This window comes from Vibrio sp. 10N.261.54.E10 (genome assembly GCF_002877735.2).
Classification (GTDB): Bacteria; Pseudomonadota; Gammaproteobacteria; order Enterobacterales; family Vibrionaceae; genus Vibrio; species Vibrio crassostreae_C.
In genome coordinates, this window is record NZ_MCXE02000001.1 from 382,742 (window position 1) to 407,377 (window position 24,636).

At 42.3% G+C, this 24,636-nt stretch carries 18 protein-coding genes; 8 read left to right on the forward strand and 10 right to left on the reverse strand.

Translation table 11 applies throughout. From position 1 onward, the window contains the following. The first annotated feature begins 143 nt into the window (after nt 1–143). The 4 genes from dptF to BCU07_RS01615 are packed head-to-tail and all read left to right on the forward strand — an operon-like array spanning nt 144 to nt 9,951. A complete protein-coding gene (gene dptF / locus BCU07_RS01600; RefSeq protein ID WP_102428286.1) occupies nt 144–1,739 on the forward strand; it encodes a DNA phosphorothioation-dependent restriction protein DptF in 1,596 nt (531 codons plus the stop codon). Between the two features lies 1 nt (nt 1,740). Further along, a complete protein-coding gene (gene dptG, locus BCU07_RS01605; RefSeq protein ID WP_102428285.1) occupies nt 1,741–3,081 on the forward strand; it encodes a DNA phosphorothioation-dependent restriction protein DptG in 1,341 nt (446 codons plus the stop codon). After that, nucleotides 3,062–8,158 (forward strand): DNA phosphorothioation-dependent restriction protein DptH, encoded by a 5,097-nt coding sequence (gene dptH, locus BCU07_RS01610; protein ID WP_102428284.1) that lies wholly within the window; start codon nt 3,062–3,064, stop codon nt 8,156–8,158. Before dptG ends, dptH begins: the two co-directional genes overlap by 20 nt. Beyond that, nucleotides 8,155–9,951 carry a DUF262 domain-containing protein gene (locus BCU07_RS01615; RefSeq protein ID WP_102428283.1) on the forward strand — a complete coding sequence of 599 codons (1,797 nt, stop codon included), beginning with the start codon at nt 8,155–8,157 and terminating at the stop codon, nt 9,949–9,951. The genes dptH and BCU07_RS01615 overlap by 4 nt, the downstream gene beginning before the upstream one ends. A gap of 91 nt (nt 9,952–10,042) precedes the next feature. On the opposite strand, the gene dndE is transcribed toward BCU07_RS01615, so the two are convergent. The 6 genes from dndE to BCU07_RS01645 all read right to left on the reverse strand — a co-directional run bounded on the left by dndE (nt 10,043) and on the right by BCU07_RS01645 (nt 17,896). Continuing rightward, nucleotides 10,043–10,390, reverse strand: coding sequence for a DNA sulfur modification protein DndE (gene dndE / locus BCU07_RS01620; protein WP_102266002.1), 348 nt, complete (start codon nt 10,388–10,390; stop codon nt 10,043–10,045). Next, nucleotides 10,390–12,399: a DNA sulfur modification protein DndD gene (gene dndD, locus BCU07_RS01625; RefSeq protein ID WP_102428282.1), complete on the reverse strand. Its 2,010-nt coding sequence runs from the start codon at nt 12,397–12,399 to the stop codon at nt 10,390–10,392. Before dndD ends, dndE begins: the two co-directional genes overlap by 1 nt. Nucleotides 12,400–12,407: 8 nt before the next feature. Then, nucleotides 12,408–14,042: a DNA phosphorothioation system sulfurtransferase DndC gene (locus tag BCU07_RS01630; protein ID WP_050052917.1), complete on the reverse strand. Its 1,635-nt coding sequence runs from the start codon at nt 14,040–14,042 to the stop codon at nt 12,408–12,410. Next, nucleotides 14,039–15,118 (reverse strand): DNA sulfur modification protein DndB, encoded by a 1,080-nt coding sequence (dndB, locus tag BCU07_RS01635; RefSeq protein ID WP_017065615.1) that lies wholly within the window; start codon nt 15,116–15,118, stop codon nt 14,039–14,041. The genes BCU07_RS01630 and dndB overlap by 4 nt, the downstream gene beginning before the upstream one ends. 205 nt (nt 15,119–15,323) lie before the next feature. Beyond that, the gene (locus tag BCU07_RS01640) at nt 15,324–17,342 is read right to left on the reverse strand and encodes a DNA phosphorothioation-associated putative methyltransferase (protein WP_102428281.1); all 2,019 of its coding nucleotides are present in this window, start codon (nt 17,340–17,342) and stop codon (nt 15,324–15,326) included. A 26-nt stretch (nt 17,343–17,368) separates the two neighbouring features. Further along, nucleotides 17,369–17,896: a hypothetical protein gene (locus BCU07_RS01645; protein ID WP_102428280.1), complete on the reverse strand. Its 528-nt coding sequence runs from the start codon at nt 17,894–17,896 to the stop codon at nt 17,369–17,371. Nucleotides 17,897–18,083: 187 nt separating this feature from the next. Between BCU07_RS01645 and BCU07_RS01650 the strand changes: the two genes are divergently transcribed. The 4 genes from BCU07_RS01650 to BCU07_RS01665 all read left to right on the forward strand — a co-directional run bounded on the left by BCU07_RS01650 (nt 18,084) and on the right by BCU07_RS01665 (nt 22,729). Continuing rightward, nucleotides 18,084–18,878 carry a YeeE/YedE thiosulfate transporter family protein gene (locus BCU07_RS01650; protein WP_017065618.1) on the forward strand — a complete coding sequence of 265 codons (795 nt, stop codon included), beginning with the start codon at nt 18,084–18,086 and terminating at the stop codon, nt 18,876–18,878. 45 nt (nt 18,879–18,923) lie between these two features. Continuing rightward, entirely contained in the window at nt 18,924–19,652 is a 729-nt protein-coding gene (locus BCU07_RS01655) for a DUF429 domain-containing protein (protein ID WP_102428279.1), read from the forward strand. 81 nt (nt 19,653–19,733) lie between these two features. Further along, nucleotides 19,734–20,543 carry a M15 family metallopeptidase gene (locus BCU07_RS01660; RefSeq protein WP_102428278.1) on the forward strand — a complete coding sequence of 270 codons (810 nt, stop codon included), beginning with the start codon at nt 19,734–19,736 and terminating at the stop codon, nt 20,541–20,543. A gap of 305 nt (nt 20,544–20,848) precedes the next feature. Then, nucleotides 20,849–22,729: an ATP-dependent zinc protease gene (locus BCU07_RS01665; RefSeq protein WP_102428277.1), complete on the forward strand. Its 1,881-nt coding sequence runs from the start codon at nt 20,849–20,851 to the stop codon at nt 22,727–22,729. Nucleotides 22,730–22,885: 156 nt separating this feature from the next. On the opposite strand, the gene BCU07_RS01670 is transcribed toward BCU07_RS01665, so the two are convergent. From BCU07_RS01670 to BCU07_RS01685, 4 genes are all read right to left on the reverse strand, one after another. Continuing rightward, a complete protein-coding gene (locus BCU07_RS01670) occupies nt 22,886–23,023 on the reverse strand; it encodes a hypothetical protein (RefSeq protein ID WP_170967427.1) in 138 nt (45 codons plus the stop codon). Between the two features lies 1 nt (nt 23,024). Beyond that, nucleotides 23,025–23,168, reverse strand: a complete 144-nt coding sequence (locus BCU07_RS01675; RefSeq protein WP_170964600.1) for a hypothetical protein — start codon at nt 23,166–23,168, stop codon at nt 23,025–23,027. Nucleotides 23,169–23,524: 356 nt separating this feature from the next. Further along, nucleotides 23,525–24,115: a hypothetical protein gene (locus tag BCU07_RS01680; RefSeq protein ID WP_240799484.1), complete on the reverse strand. Its 591-nt coding sequence runs from the start codon at nt 24,113–24,115 to the stop codon at nt 23,525–23,527. A gap of 82 nt (nt 24,116–24,197) precedes the next feature. After that, a complete protein-coding gene (locus tag BCU07_RS01685) occupies nt 24,198–24,530 on the reverse strand; it encodes a hypothetical protein (RefSeq protein WP_054542203.1) in 333 nt (110 codons plus the stop codon). Nucleotides 24,531–24,636: the final 106 nt, after the last annotated feature.

Here is a 24,636-nt window from a genome sequence, read left to right on the forward strand (position 1 = left end):
AAGATAAACAATTTGCATATGGCGATGTTAGCTCATCCACTCATTCCATTTTTTTATGGTTATAAGTACCGTTACTTTTCCGTGTTTGATACTATTTATCTCCACAAAAAAAGTCCGTTTAATCAAATTTTGAAGAGATTCCTTTGAACTTAGAAAAAGCCCTCAGCATACTTTCTAAATCATCGCCCTACGCGGTAAGTACAGAAAGAGAGCAAAATCAAGATCTTCTGGCTGATTATAAAAGCCATGTGTACATCACTACAGATATCGAAGTGGACTTTAAAAAGTCTCTGCTGTCCTCTAAGAAAAGTGACATCATATTTTTGTGTGGCAGTAGTGGTGATGGTAAATCTGAGATTCTGACTCAGTATAGCCAGAAGCATAAAGCGACACATGAATTCCATCTGGATGCGACACACAGCTTTAACCCAAATCAGACGGCAATCAATGCGTTAGATGAGCGATTCTCACAGTTCAAAGGAAATGATAAGCCACTTGTTGTTGGCATTAATATCGGAATGTTAGGCAACTATGCTGAGGAAGGTGCTGAGCAACATGAAGATATTAAAGCTTCTATAAAAGCGTTCTTGGAAAACAAAACGGACGATATTCCAGCGAACCACATTTTCTTAGATTTCGAGCAGTACCCGAAATTTACGCTTGGCCACGAAGTTAGCACATCCGACTTTGCTGCTAAGTTTCTCGCACGCTTAACGGAACCAACGTTGGACAACCCGTTTTACGCCCTGTATGACAGCGAAGTACAAAAGTTAGGCCACAGTAAACTCACAGCGAACTATGCGTTGCTAGGGCTGGAATCTGTGCAGAAGAATATTATTTCTTTGCTTCTGAAAGCTCGTTTAATCAAAGATCAGTTCCTAACGGCGCGAGCGCTACTGGACTTTGTGTACCAGATCTTAGCGGGCGATGACTACCTGTTCGACAATTTGTTCTCTGGCTCAGATAATGAGCTTTTAGAGCATATTCAAAGCTTTGACCCAAGCAATATTCACACTCGCAAAATCGACGAATTCGTTCTTCAGTTTGGTCTAGGGATTGAAGACCAAGGCTTTACACAACTTAAAGATCAGGTGAAAGCACAAGGTGTATTTGATGTGCTCACTGCTGCTTCATACCTGCGCATGGTTTATCTGTTGAAAGACGAAGAGCAATTTGCGAATGATTACATTAATGAGCTGAAAGCCGACTTTGATAACTCTTTGGTTGATCAGTACGCAAACATTTGGCTTCTTCATCGTGAGTTTGATGGTTCAGGAAAGCAGAAGAAAGAGCTTAATAAGTTCTACAAAGACACTCTCATTGCAGCTGTGCACCGCTACTGTAACCGCAATTCGCCATCACTTGATAAAGACCAATTCTTTGTCTCTGAATACAACGGCTTTAAAACAGCGGCTGAACTAGAAGTGAAACCTGATTTTTCATCGATTAAAACACAAGCGGTGGGCAAGATAGGCTCATTTAACGCTCATATTCGAGTTGATGACCATTCACTTCTGCCAATGCCGATAAGTATTAACTTGTTGGATTTGTTGGAAAAAATCAACCAAGGGTACCGACCGAATAAGCATGATAAAAATGCGGTGCTTTTGTTGGATGAAGTAATAGAGCAGATCATCACGGTAGCGAACGAAAAGAATACTCTGTTTATTCTGAAAAACGACAAACGCTACAAGATCGTGAATGAAGATGATGAATATTTCGAAGTGAGTGGCTTATAAAATGACAATGGATAATTACACCCAACCATTTAATCAATCGTTGCCACAAACTGCGGAAGGCGTGCCGAATAAAAACAGCCTAAGCAGCTATTTACCTATTCGAACCAAGGGTAATGACTTTGATTTTGATGCTGTCATCGGCTTGGTTCTACGTGGGCTTCTGCGTAAAAAAGTAGAAGGTTATAGCTACGAACAGTTTGTGGCCGATTGCCAAAGTGCGTTTGAAGAAAAGCTTGGTGAAGAAGAGTTTTGGCAAGTGCTAAAAGAGATGTATTTTGAAAACAAAGACATCTTTACTGTGAGCCCTGAACTCCTTCTGTTCCGTGCTCAAAAAGGTGAATTTGCAGCAGGTGATTCACGTGTTGCTTCTATGTACACCAATTTACTTCAGAACATGCGTGTAGAAGAGTTTGATGCCAAATTAAACTTTATTGAACGTGAAATGCTTTCTACGCTTCGTGGAAAAATGAAGTCTGACTCGTCATTGCAAGCGAGTGAGAAACCATACCTACCTTATCTTTCGAAAGCATTCCGTGACGATCTGAAATTCTTGGCAAGTCGCCCTAAGTATCTGCTTAGTGAAATAGAGTCGTTCCTGTCTTTTTATGGTTTTGCATACTCTGCGCAGTTGAGTCTAGCGCTAACAGATTGGCGTAGTGGTCAAGAGCCAGTGGCTAAGCCTCTCTATTTCATTATGGATCATGAGCGTGCCAGTAATGAGCGTACTCATATTAAGAATCATGGCTATAAGTTGTTTAATGAGTCAGCCACTCGACTGTTCCCTATGCTGACGATGCTTGAGCTACTTCAGCCGGGTGTTGGAGATAAGAACGCGATAAAAGTACCCCTGTGGGAAATATCGAAGGGCATTCAAGAGTCGAAGTCGACGCACCTAAAAGAACAACTAGAAAAGTTTGCCAGAGCGTTTAAGACACAGCGTAATCTAGACACGGCTCTAGATGAATCAGAACTGGCACTCGACTGGCTCGGTAACATAATGAAGCTCGCATCCGCACAGTTTAGCGTCGGCGAACGTTTCAATATCAACAAGAAGTATGTGTCAGAAGTCGAGAAGTACTTAGCGTCTCACTTTATTCAAAGTCGAGGTCGCAGCGGTCGAGTATTAGTGCTCAACCAAGACTACATCATCTTATTGACCAACCTTGTTGTTGGAGAAAAGGACAAACTCCGTTTCCACGAACTGATCACAGCCTTTGAGCAACGTGGCATTTTCGTTGATAAACAAACAGAACAAGAACTAATTAAATTCTATGAGCGCATTGGTAACGTAGAGCGCATGAGTGATAGTGGAGACGCAGTTTATGTCCGTAAAACAATTTGAGACCTTTCTAGTAGAGCAGTTTTTAGCGGATGCTGAAACACACATCAAGGCAGGTTTCCGTTATCAGTTTAAGTCGCCAGATAATGAAAATAGCATGCGCTTGTATCAGGCGATGACGGCTCATTCTGAAAACAGCATTGATGCGACTAACGATATCAAGTTGCCATTCATTGAACTTTCAGGCTGCAAAATCGTACCTGTGATTCATAGCGAAAACCCAGCGGAATTCGAGGGCTTTACTGAAAACTACATCTCTCATCTACGTGATGAAGTGGCGAGCCAATCTGGTTACTTAAAAGGTTGCGCTCTAGTTGTGATCCATAACAGCTTGCTTGATACCTTGATAAACTCTGCAGAAGACTTGGCTCAAGTGGGACAAGTTTGGAGCGCATCAAAGATCAAAGCGGCAATGAAAGGGTTAATCGATCAGCAAGACAAAGGGCGCGATGTGTCGAACTGTCTGCTTGATGATCAATTCGATGCCATTTTAGAAGATGGCGCAACCATGTTTGGCTTCGAGTCTCTATACAAAGCCGTTGAAGACGGAGACTTACGCTTCAATGAGTTGGGCATGTTTGAAGATCCGCTTGTAGCTGAAATGAGCGGCAATCCTAAGCAAATTAAAAAACGCCTAGAAGACAACCGTGCGCTTTATGAAGAGCTATCTTTTGAAGTTGAGCACTTTGGTGGTCAGCTTCAAGACCGCTTGAAATCATTCGGCGAGAAATTTATTAAAGAGAACTTCTCAGAAACAGATGCATGGAAAGACGTTGAGCTCGAAGCATTCCTACAAGAGAAAAAGCGCAATGCTCAGCAGCAACTTGTTCTTGAAGAGGAGCAAGCTAGCGATGGCATGGCAATCACTGCACGTAACCGTGCAGAAACCAAAGCGGGCATGCGTGACCGCCACTTAATCATCGAGTTAGATGAAGATGTAAATGAGTTTGAACTGAAGCTTCTCTTCCAAGGTGCGAGCAATCTTGATAAAAGCCAATTCAAAATTCAGCCAGCTAAAGCGCTTAATAACGAAGAAGTAATTGAAACACGTAACAGTTTTAAAACGACACGAGCTAGCTTGAAAGGTACGTATAAGCATGAGCCACTGTTTTTTAACTTAGCTCTAAAGCGTGAGAACAAATCTGAGGTTTATAACTTCCGTTGTTTAGTGGTTCGTAAAGGCGAGTTCTATATTGAGCCATTCAAAAACATCTTCTTGGTAGAGCCTGCACCAGCGAAGCAGCGCTTAACCTTGAACATGGAAGAGAACAAACTGCAAATTAGAGCTAATGAAGGCAGCGCATGTTCACTGCTTGATGCTAAGCAGGTTGTTGATGCAGCAGATTACGCCGTAGTGGATTTTGAAGCCTTAGCTAATGAAGCTGACGAAATAGATTTTGCAGTAAAATCTGGCGATAACCAGCTTAAGTTTAATGTGGAAGGTGCAGTAGCCACCGATTCATTGAGCTTACCTTTATTGATTAATAGAGGTCGTTATCACAAGCTTTTCAAAGATGAATATAACGGCGAATTTTATTCTCAAAAAGGCAAAGTGGGTATCGATAATAGTGAGTTCGTTGTACCAGGTGTTCGTTTAAAGCTGCTTCGTTGGGAAGAAGAATTCATCAACCAAAAAGTTGTTTCTATTGCTGATTCGGGTGCGATTAAGCTCGATGACCTGCAAGCGATTGATGAGGCTATTCACTCTTCTTACGTTGAGCTTTTTGATTACCTAGAACAACGCCGCAGTACGCCTTCATTAGCATCTTGGGGCGATGAGTTTACAACACTTGTCCAAAATACAGTTGATGCTTGCTTAGCGTATTTTGAAGCGATCCCAACGGGTAGCATGCTGACCAAAGAGCAAAAATCAGCGCTGAAAATCGGTTTGGTACAATCTGAAGATGAAGAGTACTACTCACCTTTCCACCCGCTGATTTTGGCTTATTACCTCAATCTAAGAGGTGCGATTCGTGATGATAAGAGCTTTGCTCAGCTTCCTGATGTCACTTTTGAACGCTTGTCGCCAAAAGGTTTACTGCCATATGTTTACCACCCAAAACATGAGTTTTCTTATAACCAACAGGTGAAAGAGAATGCGTTCTGGATCAAGAGTGTGCCACAAGAGAAAAGCTCTCTTACGTTCGTTCGCAAGTTAGTAAAAGAGAAAATCGACGAGTTCCAAACGGCATTCAGCCAATTGTTCACTGGCTCTGAGAAGAGCATTATCGTTAATGCGGTGAACCAAGACAGCGCTGAAGAGTTATTTATGGGGCTGGTGGATTATGTCCGCAGTAACCAAGATCAGGCTGCGTCGATTCATATTAATCTGTATGACGACAAGTTAGCGTTTAATGCGTTTGACCGATTCGCAGAAACAGCCAATTACGATGAATTGAAAGAGTGGTTAGAGCTGAACAAGGGTAAAGTTCGTGAAGTTGCCGATACTATTATCGACATTCTTCGCACGCGCCTAACTTACAGCAAGTTCACTAATGCCCAAGCCGAAAAAGATGGCCAGTCTTATGCGCATCTTTCCTTTTTCCGTAATAACGACAAGGTCGATTGTTCAGACATTGCGATTGAAGATATGGCATCAGGCATAGCTTGTGACGGCCTACTAACGGGTGATGCTTCTGAAAGTAAATCTGGCTCGTACTTTACGGGTTTTGGCTTGAAAGGAACGGATTACCAAGACTACCCACACTTAATGATGGCGAAGTATGTTGGTGCTCTATTGAAGCCAGCACTCAAACCGAACACTCAATATCACGGTGCAAATGCAGTTGCCTTAGCAGTCAGTGAGGACTTTAAAGGCTTACTGGAGCGTTCGTACGAGAGTTCTATCTGGACGACTATCATTGATCCGAAAGTGACGTTGGACTTCTTCCACAGCAATGAAGATGTAGTATTGATTCACTATTCAGATCAGTACACCAGCTCTTCTAGCTACGATGCAATCACTGTTACTGCACAGCGCGGTTTGTTTGAGAAAGTCATCAAGCAAGGTGATGGTGGCCAAATCAATGAGTTCAACGCGTTCAACGGTGATTGGCTGTTGAAAATGATGACTTGCGCGCCAACCATCAATAAAGAGCGCAAAGGCGTGATTGGTGCCTACAAGTTTGTGACTAGCCTAGTGCATGATTCAGACATTACATGGGTGCCTCTGTCCGTTGCCGAGATGATTCGCGTATCGGGCAACATTGGCCTGAAGATGTCTGACAGTGAATTCTCTCGTAATGTTCAAGGTTACAAGAAAGGCGAAATTTCTGACGATGTGTTGCTGGTTGGTTTCAAAGACCAAGACATGTACCTGCTACCTGTCGAAGTGAAAACGGGTTCGGTGCCGAATTACAACAAAGCCGTTAAACAATCAAAAGAGCTATTGCGTTACTTAAGCCAAGACTTACTTGGCAACAAAGACTTAGCGAGCAAGTTATACCGTGGTTTGTTCATGCGCCAAGTTTTGATGCAAGTTGATAAGTATCGCTTATACAAAGTATTTGCTGATGATTACTTCGACACTTTGCTGGCAAACAAAGAAGAGTGGCTAAGAGGTGACTACTCACTTGGTCAAATTGCAGATTACCCAGAAGGCTTTGTGGTTAGCCACCTTGAAGGGGCTGGCTGTTTACAACCCGACTACCAAATGATTGAAGGGGTGTTAAAAGTCGACCTGCCGATGGGGCTACTTCCTGGCTTAGTGGAAACTCCGCTGCAAGAAGTGTTGAACGAATTAGATGTAGTGAAACTCTGCCATGTACCAAGTGAGTATGTGCTGAATGGTGAAACTCGATTAGAAAAACTCCCTGAAGCTGAATCACAGCCAACAGTTGTAGTATCTGATGAGGTTGAAACTCCAGGATTAGTGAAGCCTGAACAGCCTTTTGTTGAAGAGCAAGTATCACCAGTCGTTGAGCCTATGAAGGTTGAGTCTAACAGCAACTTAAACGTATTGTTTGGCCATAATGCTTTAACACAAGCACCACTGAACTGGGAGCCAACGAATACTGCCAAATTCATGAATACCAATACCGGTATTATTGGAACCATGGGTACGGGTAAAACGCAGTTTACCAAGTCGGTGATCACTCAGCTTTATCGTAACCAAGCAGACAACGTAAACGGTGCGCCTATTGGCATGCTTATTTTCGACTACAAATCAGATTATGTAGACGATAAGTTCCAACAAGCGACTGCGGGTAAGAAGTTTAACCTTCACAAACTGCCATACAACCCACTGAGTCTATTTGGTGACACACCAATGCTACCTGTGCACACCGCACGTGGCTTCTCTGAAACCATGGGTAAAGCCTTCGGCCTAGGTCAAAAGCAGCAACTGCGTTTGCGTAAGCTGGTGGGTGAAGCGTATGAGTTGGCGGGTATTCGTAAAGCAGATCCAAGCACTTGGTCAAAAGCAGCGCCGACAATCTCACAGGTATGGGACTTGTTCATTGAAACAGAACCAGATGAAGATTCACTGTATGCGGCACTTGAGAGCTTATATGAGTTAGAAATCTTTGAAGACGACAACACCAAGTGCATGAGCCTTTATGACTTGGTTGATGGCATCACGGTAGTTGAACTAGCGGGTTACCCTTCAGAAATTCAAAACCTTGTAGTCGCACTTACGTTAGACCTTTTCTACTCACAAATGCAGAAGAAAGGTAAGCCTGAAGTCCAAGGTGACTTCCGCCAAATTACTAAGATGATTTTGGTGGATGAAGCCGATAACTTCATGTCTCAGAATTTCCCAAGCTTACGTAAGATCTTGAAGGAAGGCCGTGAATATGGTGTAGGTGTGATTCTTTCTACACAAGATATTACTCACTTCCAAACTGGCGAGAATGATTACTCAAGCTACGTGCTTACTTGGGTAATCCACCGGGTAGCGAAGATTCGCCCGCAAGAGCTAAAAGCCATGTTTGGTGTAAACGAAAAAGCAGAACAAGAGAAGCTGATGGAAACCATCAATAAGCTAGAGAAGCACTATAGCTTATACATTGATGGTGCGAAGAAGATACTCCCAATGAGAGATAGAGCATTCTGGGAATTAATTAATAAGGATTGTAAATGAAGGTAACGCCGGAATATAAATCATTTGGTGAGCTTTTTCATGAAAGTAACGTCTTTGAAACACCTATGTTTCAAAGAGACTATTCTTGGGAAGGTGAGCAAATCGAGCAGTTTACAAATGATATAAAAGAAGCTCTTGACAAGAAGTCGGAAGAACAAGATTACCAGCATTTTTTTGGAGGAATTGTTTGTGCGCAAGAAGAAGGTGTGGGAAATCGTAAAATAGTAAATGCTTTAATTGATGGGCAACAAAGGCTCTCTACTATTGTTATGTTTTTCTCACGCTTAAATTTTGCTTTAAAGAACTTAGAATGTGATGGAGAAGATCTGATTTTCAAAGGTACTCTTCAAAATTTAATGTCAAAGTATCTTAAGTATACAGAGCGAAAAAATAGAGAAAGTGTATTTCATCCGAGGCTTACTATCGGTGTGGCTGACAATGAGTTCTTTCAGTCTGTAATCAATTCTTGTGATGTCGAGTCAGAAAGAGATTCTCATAAGCTAATTAAATCTGCTAGTAATGATCTTTATAATTTCATTATTAACGATCTATTTAGTAATAAAACAGTGACAGAAGTACTGGATATTGTTGATGATATAATTAGTATTTTCGAAGAGTCTTTTTTACTTATTCACATTATTACTACTAGTGTAGATGATGCTTACAAGCTGTTCATGGTACTTAATGACCGGGGCTTAAACCTAACTGAAGGTGAATTACTAAAAGCACATACACTTGGTAATTATGATCCTAAAAACCCACTTGTTTCGCAAATGGCAAAGGATTGGGACTATATTTTGTCTCATGAAGCAAATAAAGTCAGTGATTACCTGAGATGGTCTGCGACGATGATCAAGGGCCGTCATATTACTGCGAATGAAACTTTAGAAGAATTCAAGTCAGGTTATTTTGAGAATTCATTAGATATTGAAGAAATGGCGAAGAATGTAAAGTCGTTGAGAAAGAGTGTCTTTAAATTATCATTAATCTCAGAAGCTGAGTGGCCTTATGAAAGAAGCGAAAAGTATACTAGTTTTCATTCGACAAAGTTAGAGTGGTTAATTAAAAAGCTTAAGCATACCCATGCAATGCCGTTACTGCTTGCTAGTTCATATCTAGATGAAAAGCTGTTTCAATCTGTCATCAATGAAACAGTTAAATTTTTCATTAGATACAAAGTTATTAGTAACCTCCATGCTTCTGTTTTTTCTAAGGTATATCCGTCATTAGCTAAGAGTATTCATGAAGGTAGCGATAACTTTAACATAAAGAGCCTTCATGAAACCTATCAAAAACAACTAGATAGCAAAGACCCTAATGATCTAGCTTTAGAAACAGGTATTAGGAGTATGTATTATCAAAGAAAAGGTGATAACAGACCCCTAAAATATTTGCTTATAACATTGCAAGAAAATTGGGCTTGGGTAACAGATGGATATAAAACAGGGCCAGCAAACAGGTTAAAGAGGGAAGATATTACAACTGTATTTGACTTCAATAATACATCTCTAGAGCATCTGTACCCATATAGTGCAAAACCTGAAGATGTTTCAGAAGATATGGAAGCAATAAAAAACTCAGTTGGAAATTTAGTATTATTGGACTTAGATAGAAACAGGTCTAATGATAATAAAATTTTTGAGGAAAAAAGAGATGCATTTGATAACACTGGTATTGGAGTGCATAAATTAGTTTTCGATAGCGAAAGTTGGGGAAATGAAGAAGCGAAAGTTCTAGAAGAAAAGTATCTCGAGTGTGCGAAGCGAGTTTTTTGTTTTAAAAGAATCTTATAAGCTCTTTACACTCAATAGCAGACCACAAAAGCCCTGAGGTTAAAAACATGCCCACTTAATAACTATAAAGTGGGCATTACACTAGATAAATTTATATTTTTAGTGCTAATTCAGTTAATGATCTGTGGTTCCTTATAGAAGCAATTCCATCTTCAACATGCGCTGCCCAAGCTTGTTGATACTCTTTAGCATCAAGCTCTGGGTAGTACATTTTTAACATTAACTCAGTCACTTCACCAGTTTCACCAAGCCATGTGTACTTATCTAGCACCAGTGAGCCATCTAACTTGGCTTCTTGACCTTGGTATCGGAAATCACTTTCAATAGAACGAAAGAAAGCAATACGTGCCGAAACGTTTGGAGTGATTCCAGTATAGCCCTTCAACTTTTTAAGCTGCTCTTCGGTAGAGCGGGTTAAGTTCATGCGGTTAGGTAGCATTACACAGCCTCCTTAATCGATTCTTTCCAGAAGTAACCTTCCTTCAACGTTGAAGACTTGGTTGTGCCGTCGAAACAGATCTCGTAAGTACGAGCAAGATCGTCTTGGATGAGACTTGTGTAGTTCCTATCAATTTCTGTGTCTGTCGATAAAATTACCACTTGGTGGCTTGCTGTTGGGAAATAATTCTCAACTAGTTTGTCACGGTGATGCGAATCTAATCGGCCTAATGGTGTATCAATGATAATTGGCAGCTTACGACCAGATGTACGCCCAAGTGCCTCTAGAATCGAGATTGCGTATATTTGCTTCTCACCAGCAGACATCGCCTTACGGTTGATCTTAATACCGTGTTCATCAACTAACTCAACATCGAACGTAGCTGGATTGATCGAAGCTGTAAGCTGCAAGTCTTCTTTTCGGGCTAGTTTTTTGTATGATTGAACGAATTCATTTTCTAACTGATTTACACGCGCTTTGGTTAACTGTTCACCAAACTTCTCTAGTAATAAAATCGAGTTTTGGGCGTTGCTAACACTTTGATCTTTGTTGGATTGATCTTTGTGCTTATCGTGTAGCTTTTGAATTTGGCGAGCTGTATCCAGAGCTAGTCGAAGCTCTCGTTTGGCTTTTTCTAGCAAGTCATGGTATTCAATAATCAGTTGTTCTTTCTTCTTATCTAGAGCACGGACATCTGCAAACAACTCTTGCACTTGTTCTTGCTCAGGGGCGCGCGCGATATTACTGGAAGCGTTGTCGATCTCTTCTTCAACTTTTTGAAGACGTACTCGTGCCCTATCAAAGCGAGCAAAAGAGTCTTGCGAAAGGTTAGATAACTGGTAATCGATGGTGTTTGACTGACGGTCAGAAATATCTAGAAGTAGGTCTGTAGAATCAAATTCACCTACATGAGCTTTAAAGCTGTCTGCGATTGCATTTTGCGCCATCTCTGTATCAAAGCTTGGGTATTTTGAGCATAGGGTTTCTAAGAATGAATCTAGCTCATTACCAAAGCTCTGTTTCTTCTTAACTTGTTGCTCTTGTTTGATCTGAGTTTGAAGCCTTTGCATTGCCTTTGGAGCAAGTGAAAATGGAAGGTTAGTTTCCATTTCCATGCGGATTTGCTTCTCCAGTTCCACTTTCTCTTTAAGAAGGCTCTCTACTTTTTGTTGTTCATCTTCTCTGGTCTTAGCCCAAGCGCCGCCACTTTGTGTTAGCTCAGCTTCTTTCACGTGTATCTTTCGGGATTCCTCCCTTATGTTCTCAACGATAAAGTCGGCTTTGCTACGCAGCTTTTCAGCTTTACGTTCGTGAATAATGCGTTGCTCGTCTAGGGAATTCATCTCTTCTTTTAGAGACTGACTTAAAGCGCCTGCTCCCTGTTTTTTTAAGAAGATGTTCAGATCGCTTTTAAGCTTAGCTATAACATCTAATCCCAACAAACGACGAACGGCAGTTTTAAGTACGCTACCAGACTCATCTTCTGCTAATTCTGCAATCTTCTCACCGTCAAAGAAGAACAGATCAGCAATACCCGTTGGAATAAGTTCATTAAGAAAGCCTTGGCACTGCTCGTAATTCAGCTCTGGAATTTGGATGCCATCTTTTTCAAGGCATAGGTTGTCTTTCTTGCCACGTTTCCAACCGCGAATCACTTTATAGGTGTTTTCTTCGCCGTTCTGGCTGTATTTAAACTCAAGCTCGATCGATGCATTATCTTGAATTCCACCGTGGCCGACACCTTTGTGAATCAGTTCCGATAAAGCGTCAACGTAGTCACCATTTGAAAGCAATTGGCTAAATGATTGACGCCCGAAAAGCGCTAAGCGAACGGCTGTCAGTATTGATGTTTTACCGGCACCATTTAAGCCGCCAAACAAAATAATAGGTCGTTCGGTCCCTTCGATAGGGCCACTTTTACTTAAACGAGCTGGAGCGGGGCGCAAATCAATTTCATGCACACCGCGAAACACGCGAAAGTTGTTTAAAGTTAGTTTTGTAATCAACATTTCAGTATTTAAAACTCTTTTTGAAGCTGTTTATCTAGGTCAGCAAGCTGTTCGTTATAGCGCTCAATTTCTTGTTGGTGAATATCAAACTCGGCTTTGCTTTGTAGTGAAGCATGCTTTTGTTTGATTTCTTCCAAGCTTCCCCAGTCTCGTTTCAATAGCGATGCGATCTTGTTCGAGATGCCACTACGACGGCTCAAACCTTCCATAGATACCTCAAGCTCGATGAGTTTCATGATCATTTCAGGTTCGACATCGAAGTTATTGCAAAGCTCATGGATCAGCTGTGCGTCATCTTTACCAAAACTTGCGTTATCGTCATACACCCAATCAAGGTCGTAGCCATAAACGTCTTTAAAAATAGTTGGTAGAGAGTCATCCCAATCCGGTTCGTTTGGATCGTGGATCCACTCTTGGCGAATAGCATGCAGCTCTGGCACTGTGATTAACTCAATCTCTCGGCCTTCAGCTTTGTATTTCTTATCTAGCTCTAGTAATTCACGGAGCCATTGACGGCGGTATTTAAGCCAGTAAGGACCCGGGACGTGTTTACGCTCGCTAGCAATATCTTCGCCTTCTTTCGCGTATTGGTAACTTACGCGACCGGTACGACGTTTATGGTTTCTGAACTCTGCTTTGTTAGCAGGATCTGTCGTCATTGCTAACTTATTGCGGAACTCAAGAAGAGGTGCCATCCACTCTTCGCCATTTTGGATAAGGCTTTCCATCGCTCGGTCTTTGGTTACTACAGTACATGTCCAGCAACCAAAACGAGAGTTACCACAAGAGGGGGTCGTTTCGTCAATCACCATTGGACATTCACCTTGGCCTGAAGAGTCTTTATATAGATTCCAAAGTACTAGGTTTTTACCGCCCCATGGGTTTTCCCATTCTAGGTCATAGTCATCTTTCCAGATGTTTCTAGTACCTAGTGGCGTTTCTTTTGTCTCTAGGTGACATAAACGCAAGATCTTCCAAACATCATCAACAGCCCATGTATCAATAGGGGTGTAAATGAATGCATTGGCTAGCGTTGTATGGCGAGCTAGGCGAGAGCCATCAATTTTGTGTTTAGCGATAACCTGAGCACGCGAGGCACTTTCTTGGCTACGTGAGCCCAATACAACAATCACCTCATCAAATTGAGATACTTTGCTTTTAATGAAGTCACTAACCGGGTCGATCTTCATTCGCTCTGTACACCAGCGAAATGAACGTGTCGGTGCTGGGTAGCCTTTACCAAGAAGACTTGACCAAAACGTTTGGTCTGACTCAGGTACCACTTTGTGACAGCTGATTGGCAAGTCGTCGCGCTTGGCTCCTTTTTGTATCGCAGCTAAGGAGTCTTTAATGTGGTTAACAACAACAGGTGTCTCAACCAGTGTGTCTGATGAAACGACAAATACGGGTTTGTGGCGTTGTTCTTTTTCTAGGCCAAGTAGTGCCATATAGATTAAAGACATGATAGCGGAGGAGTCTTTACCACCACTGTAGCCAATTACCCATGGGCGGTTGTCTGCACAATAGACGCGTTGAACGTCAGCAACATAGTAGCTGAGTTTATTATTTGCGAACTCTTCAGCGTTGATGAATTCTTGGTATTCTTCGGCGAGATCTTCTGCCAATTTTAGCTCGTGTATCATGATAACTGCTTCTCTAGAGCTTTTTCTTCTGGGGTTAGTGGTAACCCAAGTTCAATTTTAAGTGCGTTTGCCGTGAGCTGAATGTTGATGTTTGATTTACTCAACTTGCCGTGGTTCATGCTACGCTTTATCCATTCAGGATTGGTTTTCAACCAATTAACTTTCCCTAGTAACTGGAGCTTTTCTTTCCATTGTTTTGGTTCTTGGCACAACAGGTGTTTACCCAAGACGCCAATCGCATGCAGCCCGACACCATGTGCGTGGATGTATTCTTGGCGAAGCTGTGCAGGGGATACTTGTTTGTCGATCACCATTTGCCAATCTTTAATATGGCGGGTGACCTCTTCCCAAAACTCAGACGCTAACAGCTTCTCTTCTTCAGTGAAACCATCTTTAGGGCCTTTACTTAAAAGTGCTCGTGTTGATTGTTTAATACTGCTTAAAGTAAAGAGTTTGTTCGACTTTGGACTGATGTTGGATTTTTCCATTTCAGTCATTCCGATAAATGGCTTCACTTTAGCTGCTAATTCACGCGCTAATTCAGAGCTTTCGTCTCGATGATCGTAGAGAGTGCCAAGAGATGGACTGGGTTTTACTGCGTATTTGTTTAAGTCAGCAAACATTTGTTGGCTTCTACCTAAACCTTCATCGATGAAAAACAATACTGGAATGTTGTCTTGCCCAAGGTCTGGATTCTCTCTTAGTGCTTCTTCTATCGCTTTACGGCGGTGTTGCCCATCGTTAATTAGAATCTGCGCATCCATTGGGATTTGAAGTGTACCTAAATTAGGCGCACCTTCATGATCGTGGAAAGATATATCAACTCCAACCGATGCTGTTAATGCTGAGAATACGTATTCTTTAGGGTTGTCGAGTAGGTATCTGACCATTTCAGGTATGCGAGTCTTGTTTAATGTTCTTTGAGCTCTAAGCTCTGGTGGAACATCATCTTCGTTATAACTGAAAATCTTCGGGATGATTCGAAGAGGGCATGTCGCAATGTAAAATGGACGTCCTGCTTGAATACCTCTGACAGCTGGAAATGAATAGCAATAGCCTGAATCTTGATTTTGCATAGTGAACTCTAAGTTATGTTATTTGCCTATGACATAAACCATAGTTGGTATGTCATATTTTGACAAACTAAGCTTTTAGTTTGTTATGCTTTAGTCTTATCTATGCGAATTATTACATAGGTATGCCAAAATAGGCTGAATATTTTACAGGTATGTAGGTCAGAATTCTATGGTAACGATAGGTTTTTATCGTACTAAAAAATCGCTATTTTGAACTTATTGTAAACCCTTTGATTTCTTTGTGTTCCTTCCCTAAAAGCACCTCAAATTCTGTTCTTATCATCTGTGTTTCTTCGGTTGGTTCAAACTCCATGAGCTTTGCTAACCGTTTATCAAAACTCTGTTGTTTCTTGTAGTCCTCGTGCTCGGCTGACATGTAAAGGTGCTTATTCAGGAGTGGTGGCCTGCGATCTTCATTAACGTAATCGAAGAAGTCGATATCTTGCTCAGCCATCTTGATTTTTATGCGCTCTACTAAGAAAGGAACCGATTTTTCAAAATCGTCATAGGCGGTGAGGGTAAGTTTTCCTGATGTGATATGAATTTTAATTAGGTCTATTTCTTCATCCAGTTCACCATACATCTGCAACCCTGCGCCTACATAGACTCGCAGCAGTAATGGTAAATCATCGATAAAGTCTCGATGTAGGATCAGTGAATGTCCTTCGTTGAGTAGGCTTGCTGGCAACTGGTTATGTGCTTTCTGGCATTGCTGCTGGATTAAGTCGATATCTGCAATCGCGAACAGTAATTCTGCAGCCAGGCTGATCGCGGTTTTGTAATCATCAAACAAGGCTTTGATGTCGCGCTTTAGCGGCTCTGGTTGCTGTGTATAGGGTTTTCTTTTCTCAAACAGTCCCATAGTAAAGTAGAGGAGAAGATCTTCTTTTCGGCTCTTTTCTGCTTGTTCAAACTCTTTGGTATCAAACATCTCTTGCAGTAAGTTAAAGGTTTTTCTGTGTGAGCCTATTAACTCTCGAATTTTTTCAGATTGTTCAAATTCATCATTGGCAGGAATACGCCCTAGCTCTAAGCTGGTGTTCCAAAAGTCATTAAACAAGTCTTGATGCTGGGTAATAAGCAGTTTGGCTTTGTCTTTGGCTTCAATAGGTTCTGGCGAAGTCAGTTGCTGCCATTTATGGTGGCGTTTGTATTTACTCTGCAGGTACTGTTGCTCTTCCAATTTGTCTTTGAAGATATAGAAAATACCAGGCGCGACGGTAATGGCGTCTTCCTGTAGGTTTCTCTCTATGTACGCTTTGATCTCTGATTGCGCGTAGTATTTTTGGAAGGTGTTACGAGAGGTAATAACCCCATCCTTATAAGGTTTGAACTGAGCAATGTAGTTTTCGTTAGCCAGCATGACAGAAACCACCAGAAATTTATCTGCTAGCTCCCATGCGCCTAGTAGGGCATCGAGTCTTTCATCTTGATCTTCTATTACGTTAAGAACAAACCCTATGTTTACGATATCAGAATTGGATTTGTCGTTGTCGGGTTGAAAGTTCGGATCCCAACCCAGAGCGTCGAGGCCATGTGCTTCGAGCTCTCTTAAATCGTCTCCGCGGCCGCAGCCGTAATCGAAAATTGAGTGCTCGCCTTTTAAGTAACCATGTTTAACGAGAGTCTTCATTGGTGCAGAGAATTCATGGCGCACGATGGCCGTTCTGTGCCTATCAATCCCAGCCTCTTCTTGCGTTGTCACAGAGGAGCATCGGAATAATCGACCATCGACAAGCTCGTAACCATGGCGTGCTATTAGGTTTTCCCAAGAACGTTTAAAACCAATCAAACGGCTGTTTTCGTACAGGCCTGCATTCTCGCCTTCTTGTGTGAGTGAAACGAAGTGTTCGTAATATTCACTTGTTGGCAAAACCATGGTTTCTTTTCGATGTAAGATCGGCGGGTTTTCAGATTCGCGATAGCCTGTAATTTTGTGGCTTAGCTTAGAGAGGTCTACATTGAGGCTTTGTTCTAATGCGGGGTAGGAATCAGTATAAAAATCAGGGTAATGAAGAAGAGATAAGCGGAACTCTTTTTTAAACAGCTTAACGAGGTTCCACTCTTCTTCATCTAAGTTAACGGCTTTTGCTACGGCGGGAATGAACTGTGTTAATGCTTTAGGCAATGCGCTGAATGCGTCTTTATGAAGATAAATGGCATCGGGAAGTTGTTTTCCAACTTTTATTTGAGAGGTAAGTTCAGCAAATAGCTCTTCGTTCATTCCTATTCCTTAGGTGTTTTTGAAGATTATAAATCATCAAACAATGCCTGTGTGGCGCTGCCTTTTGCACTTTTTGTGTTTACGCGAAGCCCATCACTTCGGCGTCGTCGGATAAGGGCATATTTTGAATTATCAGCCCCAACGCTAATATGCAGAGGTTTATCTTTGCCATAAAAATAGAGTCGGTCGAACTCTAAATGCGTGCAGATAAATCGAGCGACTTCATCCATACGTTGCTCATACCCTTCAACATAAATATCACATGCAGCCCCATTGCGCTTACAGATACGGCTATCCCGGGAGTTGAGTTCCATAGCGGCATGTTGGTCAATATCTGGCGCCATATCTCCAGGGCTATTTTTCAATATCCACCTTAAAAGAGGATGGCTTGTATAACCATAGGTCACCGTTACCTCTCCTAGTGAGTGTTCGATAGGCTGTAAAATTTGAACCACTAAACACCGAAGCTCAGTGGCAGAAAGTTTATTAACCTTGTTGTCTCCTAAGTAATTAGGGTGCCGAGACTTATGCCAATCAATAAGCTTGTGGTGCATTTTCTGTCCTTAGGGTTCTAGGTTGCTACTATATTTAACGAACGACAGCAGTAAAATCAATGCAATTCGGGGGCTATGTATGTTGTTTATTCTCGCTTTACTCAGCATCTTTTTTTTGGGGTATCTTGCCCAAACCACAGGCCTTTGTATGGTGAGAGGAGTAAAAGAGGCGATAAAAGGATCACCAATGTTCATCGTTGCGATTGTGTTTAGTGGATCGCTAGCTTGGGTCTCCATGGGATTGGGCTCAGTGATTGAGGGGCGCCAGCTGTCTACGGCTTTTTGGCCGAGTTTGTTCTCACTGCTTGGTGGCTTTCTATTTGGTATTGGCGCGGCAATCAATAGCGGCTGTGGGGTGTCTACAGTGAGTAGATTAGCTCGCGGCGAAGTGGTTATGTTGGCGACGATATTAGGGTGGTTTGTTGCATGGCTGGTGTTTGCTCCAGTTTTACCTTCGGAGTTGAAAGGTTCTAGGTTGGTACTGTCCGATTTTTCCAGATACGTATTCCTTGGAAGTATCTCGCTCACAATTGTAGTGAGCTGTTACTTTATGAACTCGGTTAATCGTAAGCTGTGGTTTTCGATGCTGGGTATTGGCTTAACGGCAGGTTTTGTATTCCTTTATGAACCACACTGGACGCCAAGTGGGTTGCTGAAATCTATAGGGACTTCTCTTTGGCACGGTAAAACCGAAGATTGGCCAAGTAGTGAGCGTTTTATCTTGATGATCTCTCTGTTAGTTGGAATGGTTAGCGCCGCGTTATTTACTGGGTCGTTTTCACTGAGGTTAAGCCCTATACGTCGATTGGGTAAACATTTGGTTGCTGGTGTGCTTATGGGGCTTGGCGCTGTGATGGCTGGTGGAGGGAACGATACTCAACTGTTAGTGGCGATGCCTGTACTTTCTCTGGCGGGTGTTTTTTCTGTGTTAAGTATCATTGTTGGCATATATACCGGAGTTAAGTTGATTCAAAGTCGATAGTTAGCGACAGTACAAGCTAGTGTAAGTTTGCAATTTGAGAACATAATGAAATACATCGGAATTGATGGCTGCAAGTCGGGTTGGATCGCTTGGATTGTCTCTGACAATGAGATACCTGCGTTTAAAGTGGTAAACACCCTCGATGAGCTAGCGAGTGATCTTATCGGTTCAACGGCGCTTATCGATATGCCTATTGGTTTTAGTGATGCACAAACTCCAGATCGCTTGTGTGACAAAGCAGCAAGGCGTTTTCTAACCAGCAAACGTGGTTCTTCGGTGTTTCCGGTTCCGTGTCGTGAGGCGGTTTACCAAACCGATTACATTGCGGCGTGCAGTGCCAATGTGGAGCAGCTTGATAAGAAGTTTTCTAAACAGACTTGGGGAATTGTGCCCAAGATTCGCGAGCTTGATGAGCTCATTGAAACTCATCCCAATCTTTCTATCAGGGAATCACATCCTGAAGTGGTGTTTGCAGCTTTGAAAGGCGAACCGCTGACCTTTTCAAAACGAACGCAAGAAGGTAAAGAGGAACGGCTTTCTATTATTCAGCAACTCGCCTCTCAATGGTGTGACGGCTTGTCGTTGGCCATTTCAAATACCAAACGTAAAGACGTTGCGATAGATGATATTTACGATGCTTTTGTACTGATGTTGATCGCCTATTACGCTCCGCAATTATCGACCTTACCTGAACTTTCTGATGTTGGTGGAGAAGCGGATGTCGACCAGAACGGACGAGTTCGAGAGATTGTTTATTGGAACAAAACGCGCTAACAAAGCGTGCGCTCAACTTGGCTTAATATGCTATTTTCCAACTTCTGCTACTTTTCACTCTTACTATTTTGAGTTTTTGATATGAAACGTTTTATTGTCGGCTGTCTGACACCTGTGCTCAGTGCAGTGAGTTATGCCCAAGTCGCTCCTATATCTCAATGGCAATGCGACATGATGAAAAAGAACAATGTCTTGAGTAGTGGTGCGCCCGTTGGTTGTGAGCGACTATCCAAAGTGGATTTCGATTTCATTAGTTTCAAAGGGGAAACGCAACAGGGCAATATGATCGTGCTTGATGTTATTGCGCCTGCTGTTGAACAAATCTTTTCAGAGCTTAAACAGCGCAATTTTCCTCTTCATTCTGCTCGCTTAATGCGTGAATTCAGAGGTGACGATAACGCCTCAATGGACGCGAACAACAGCAGTGCGTTTAACGCTCGTCCTATTACTGGCGGAGGAGGTTGGTCGAAACATGCCTATGGTGTGGCAATCGACATCAACCCAGTTCAAAACCCTTTCTTAGAGTTTGATAGCAACGGAAGAATCACGGTAAAGCCTTCACAATCTGCGACTCGCTATGTGAATCGTACTCGTTTTCGTGCTCGTGACGAAATTGAACGCCGAGGTATGGCAGAAGATGTGGTTGAGCTTTTCGCCCATCACGGATTTATGATCTGGGGAGGGGATTGGAATAGCCCAATCGATACTCAGCATTTTGAGGTCGGCTCAAGAAAATTTGTTAACCAACTGCTTTCTAAACCACAACCTGAAGCCAAAGTGTTATTTGAGCGCTACGTCGAATCTTATCGACAGTGCTATCTCAAAAATAAAGGTGAGGACGCAGAAAAAGCTCGGGCTATCTGTGCAAAGAAAACTGTCGGGACTTTTTAGTGCTATGTTTATCTAGAACCGTTTGTGTTTTAGCAAGTTAAACTCGCTTCAGGTGTGTTTTGAATCGCTAAGGTCAGCGCTCGTCGTTGGCCTTTTTTGTATTCATTTCTCCAATAGAACACCGAGCATTGAAAAGGTTATTGGGTATCCATTAGTCAATAATCGATAAGCGAATGCAGCGCAAAGTCATCGGTTTGTCATTGAAAAACTCATAGCGTTAACGTTATGTGAGAACCATTACTGGTGGGGGAACTCTTCGCGCAAACGCCAGTATTATTAGTGAACTGATCACAACGGACCAACTAATGAAAAAGATACCTTTGGCTCTAACTCTTTTAAGCACTCTACTTTTTTCACAATATACTTTGGCTACTGATACTTCACCGACCACTCAAAACCCTACTTACGAACTCGATGGTAAGGCGGTATTAGGCCGTACTGAGAATGTATACCTCTCTAGCGTTCAAGGGCTAAAAGACGTTCCTTTCATTGGCAAAATCGACACTGGTGCAGAAACTACCTCTATGCATGCTGAAGATATTCATGTGAAGAGCACGAATGCCGATTACAAGAATCTTAAAGACAAAGAGTTGATGGCGGCGTTAACCGAAGACCTGTTGAACAATTCCGATGTTGATTACAATGATTGGGATGGCACTACCTTTGCGAAATATGAAGCTGTGGTCTCTTTTAAGGTTCAAAACCCACGCACGGGAGACATGGTATTAATCGAAGCGCCTTTAGAGCGTGTCAGCATGATACGCAGCCGCACTAGCAGCACGCCTTTACTTCGTCCTACCGTAAAAATGTCGCTCACCATTGCAGACCAAGAGCTAAAAACCGATGTTAACCTGACCGACAGAAGCCATTTCTCTGCGCCAGTGCTGATTGGTAAAACCTTCCTTGCTGACAACGCTTTAGTGTTTGCGGGCTATGACTACTTGCAAGAGCAAGAGAATGCAACAGTGGTTGGCCGTAAAGAGGTGGTTTCTATCTCGGGAATGGCGATGAATGCGACCTTCTCTTTAAAGAATCGCTACAGCATTTTGCATGCAAAAGACATCGACATAGACAAAAAGAACAAAGAAGTGACGTTTGATATGTTCGACAACGACGGTAAGCAAAAAGAGATGACATTGCCGTTGGTTCGTATGTTAAGCGTGAGCGGTAAGAAGAGACCTTTAGTTTATGTACCTGTTCAACTCGATGAAAACACAACTAAAGACGTTCTGGTGTACCTACGTGAGCGCTCGAGTAGTGAATCGCAGTTGAGATTTGGAACCAACACCGCCAGCGAACTCTTCATGATTGACACCAGTGCTGAGAATATTTTATCAGAAGGTTCAGAGAGCTTTAGTGATGTGGCTGAGTCTGGTGAGCCTATGATTATCTCGCCGGAAGAGGATATCACCCTAGATGACTTCCCGCTTAAGGCTGTGGCTTCTTTCACCGTCAATACGCCTTTGCTGAAGGTCGACAGTTTTGAAATGACAGGTAAAGGCAAAGATGCTTCCGTTGAATTTTATCTTACGGATGTAAATGGTGAGAAGCAGAAGGTGACCAAGCCAATTATTAAGAAGCTTAAAGTCGGGGATGATACTCGTCCGGTTGTAAGTGGTGAGTTTGCGGTGTCTGGAAAAGTGCGCACGCAAGAGTTTGCCATCGATGTGCTCAATACAAATGAGAAAGAAGCGTACTTTATTTTAGGTAAGAAGATGGCAAAAGAGGGCGTTTACGTTAATACGCGTTCTGATTACCTTCTGAAAGCCGAACCACTGTTTAAAGTTGGGCACATCGAAGTCGTTGAAGTGAACGGCATGAAGTTCCCGGCCAAGCTCGACACTGGTGCGGATGTGAGTTCAATGAACGCAGTCAACATCAAACGATTTAAGAAAGATGGCCAAGACATGGTGAGCTTTACCTATCAAAACAACCAAGGCGATAAGCAAGATTTCACCAAGCCAGTGATTGATGTAATGCGCATTAAAGCGAAGAAAGGCGAGAAGGTGAACATTCGCCCAGTGGTAGAAATGAAAGTGAAGTTAGGCGACTTAGAGAAAGAGGTGAGAGTGAACCTACAAGATCGTTCTCGCTTTGAGTACAGCATGATTCTAGGTAAGAACTTCCTGAAGTACGGCGCGGTAGTGAGCAGCGATGAAGATTACTTGTTAGGTGATATGGAGTAACCCCTAAACTTATCTAAGTTCGTAGCAGAACAGATCTAAACAGCCACACATTTCAACAATAGGATGTGTGGTTTTTTATTGAGAGCCTAAACGGCTAACCATCAATGCCTTGTGAACAAGTTAAAAAAAACGGCTCCTTAGAGAGCCGCTTATTACTTAGTCATCACCTAAATAATCATCATTATTTGGGTTATGTGCATCAGACCAATCATCCATATCAGTATCGTTGTTTGGGTTGTTGATATCTGACCATACATCGAGCTCGTCTTGAGACATATCACTTGAATTTGGCATATTATTTCTTCCCTTGTTGATTAGGGTTTAGTTGTTTACCGCGGTTGCCTTTGTTCTGATCATGCTGACGGTTAGTGCCGCTTGTTCCCTTGTTGGCATTAGGGATGTTTGCTGCATTGTCTGCTGGTGTGATTTTCTTAGCCATTGTCAATTTCCTTGTTTAATAACTAGCCTTGCGGATTTGTTTAATGATTCGCTCAAATCCTTGCCTAGTTGTGATTGCTTTGGGATAAAGCCCATCAGGAGCAACACGCCAAACAAACCGGAACCCTCTACCCAACTTAAACCTAATATAGGTCGGACAAGAGCGGATCTTCTTACCCCCTAAATTTGGGTATAAAGCTCCAGCTCGGAGTTGGGCTTCAATACTGAAAGCTCGCTCTGCATAGCATGGAGGGAGTTGAGATTGGAATGTATCAATAAGCTGTTTAGTTGAAGTCATTCTTGCTCTCCCTGATGAACTGATAGCAAGAATGATTGAGTGCACTGCACTCGCAACAACTAATTTAATAAATTATTTAATAGGTCATCGAACTCGACGGCTTCGAGGTATTTCTGCTTGATAAGGGTTTGGTATTGAGCCAGCGCAGGAGTTGTATTTCCTAGAGAGCATGCTGCAAGGTAGGCTTTTTCTATATCCTGATTGAAAAAGTGCATGATCATTGATTCACCTTGTGTCAGCAAGGCGCTTTGAGCCAATAGAGCCTGCATTACACTGGTTACGCCATTAAGAGAAAGTTGCGGTAACTCTTGAAAAGGTTTTGGTAACTTTTCCTTACTCAGGTCGATGTGTTCTGATTTTAATTTTACGATCAGCTCTGACAGCGTAGTCGTTTGAATGCCAACTGCGAGAATAGATTGTCTACCCATGACGACTGTTTCTAAAAAGTCCGCCGCTTCTATGCGTTTTTTAGAATGAGAAAAGATCTCTTTGACTCGTTTACTATCAGCAAAGAACCCTTGTAGCAAAACGGCATTATGGAGTTTGGTTAGGCTATTACTTGCAATGAGCAAGTTGTTCTTTGTTGAGCCCAGCGCCATAGGCTCTTTTTTAACCTCAAAGAAACCTTTGCTTCTTACTAGTGGGTACACCAAATCTTTGAATGATTTATGTTCGGCTAACTTTATGTTAAATAGCTTCTTAATTGCATCAGGCGTTGAGATGTAGCTATCGTTAGATTTCACACGATAGCTCCAATAGTTTTCGCTCTGGCAACGGCTTATCTTTTAATGACTCGCGTGCAATAAACTGTGCTCGCTCATACCAATCTGAACGGCAGCCATATTCGGACTTTTCATATTGGTCAATCACTCCCAAGCAGTATCCTGCACGTAAACTTTCTGATAGCGATGTGGTTTGTGCCGCTAACAATCGTTTCGAACTTTTGGAGTCATAAATATTGATAAGTTCAACACAGCTATCGACCAGAGAGAGTTTTTTAGCATTGGAAACCATTGGTAAGATCGCTAGTGCAATAGCAAGCATGGCGTGTTTTTTATTGAGCATTTGTTACCTCAGCGTCCGTTTGTGCTTGTTTAGTATCGTTGTCGTTATTTGGGGTTTCTAATGGGGTGTCTGAGCCTGGGTTTAGAATCAGATCCTGGCTTGGAAC

Coding starts and splice junctions, on each gene's coding strand:
- dptG (WP_102428285.1), top strand. CDS start 1,741: ATGACAATGGATAATTACACCCAACCATTTAATCAATCGTTGCCACAA.
- dptH (WP_102428284.1), top strand. CDS start 3,062: ATGTCCGTAAAACAATTTGAGACCTTTCTAGTAGAGCAGTTTTTAGCG.
- BCU07_RS01615 (WP_102428283.1), top strand. CDS start 8,155: ATGAAGGTAACGCCGGAATATAAATCATTTGGTGAGCTTTTTCATGAA.
- dndE (WP_102266002.1), bottom strand. CDS start 10,390: ATGCTACCTAACCGCATGAACTTAACCCGCTCTACCGAAGAGCAGCTT.
- dndD (WP_102428282.1), bottom strand. CDS start 12,399: ATGTTGATTACAAAACTAACTTTAAACAACTTTCGCGTGTTTCGCGGT.
- BCU07_RS01630 (WP_050052917.1), bottom strand. CDS start 14,042: ATGATACACGAGCTAAAATTGGCAGAAGATCTCGCCGAAGAATACCAA.
- dndB (WP_017065615.1), bottom strand. CDS start 15,118: ATGCAAAATCAAGATTCAGGCTATTGCTATTCATTTCCAGCTGTCAGA.
- BCU07_RS01640 (WP_102428281.1), bottom strand. CDS start 17,342: ATGAACGAAGAGCTATTTGCTGAACTTACCTCTCAAATAAAAGTTGGA.
- BCU07_RS01645 (WP_102428280.1), bottom strand. CDS start 17,896: ATGCACCACAAGCTTATTGATTGGCATAAGTCTCGGCACCCTAATTAC.
- BCU07_RS01650 (WP_017065618.1), top strand. CDS start 18,084: ATGTTCATCGTTGCGATTGTGTTTAGTGGATCGCTAGCTTGGGTCTCC.
- BCU07_RS01655 (WP_102428279.1), top strand. CDS start 18,924: ATGAAATACATCGGAATTGATGGCTGCAAGTCGGGTTGGATCGCTTGG.
- BCU07_RS01660 (WP_102428278.1), top strand. CDS start 19,734: ATGAAACGTTTTATTGTCGGCTGTCTGACACCTGTGCTCAGTGCAGTG.
- BCU07_RS01665 (WP_102428277.1), top strand. CDS start 20,849: ATGAAAAAGATACCTTTGGCTCTAACTCTTTTAAGCACTCTACTTTTT.
- BCU07_RS01670 (WP_170967427.1), bottom strand. CDS start 23,023: ATGCCAAATTCAAGTGATATGTCTCAAGACGAGCTCGATGTATGGTCA.
- BCU07_RS01675 (WP_170964600.1), bottom strand. CDS start 23,168: ATGGCTAAGAAAATCACACCAGCAGACAATGCAGCAAACATCCCTAAT.
- BCU07_RS01685 (WP_054542203.1), bottom strand. CDS start 24,530: ATGCTCAATAAAAAACACGCCATGCTTGCTATTGCACTAGCGATCTTA.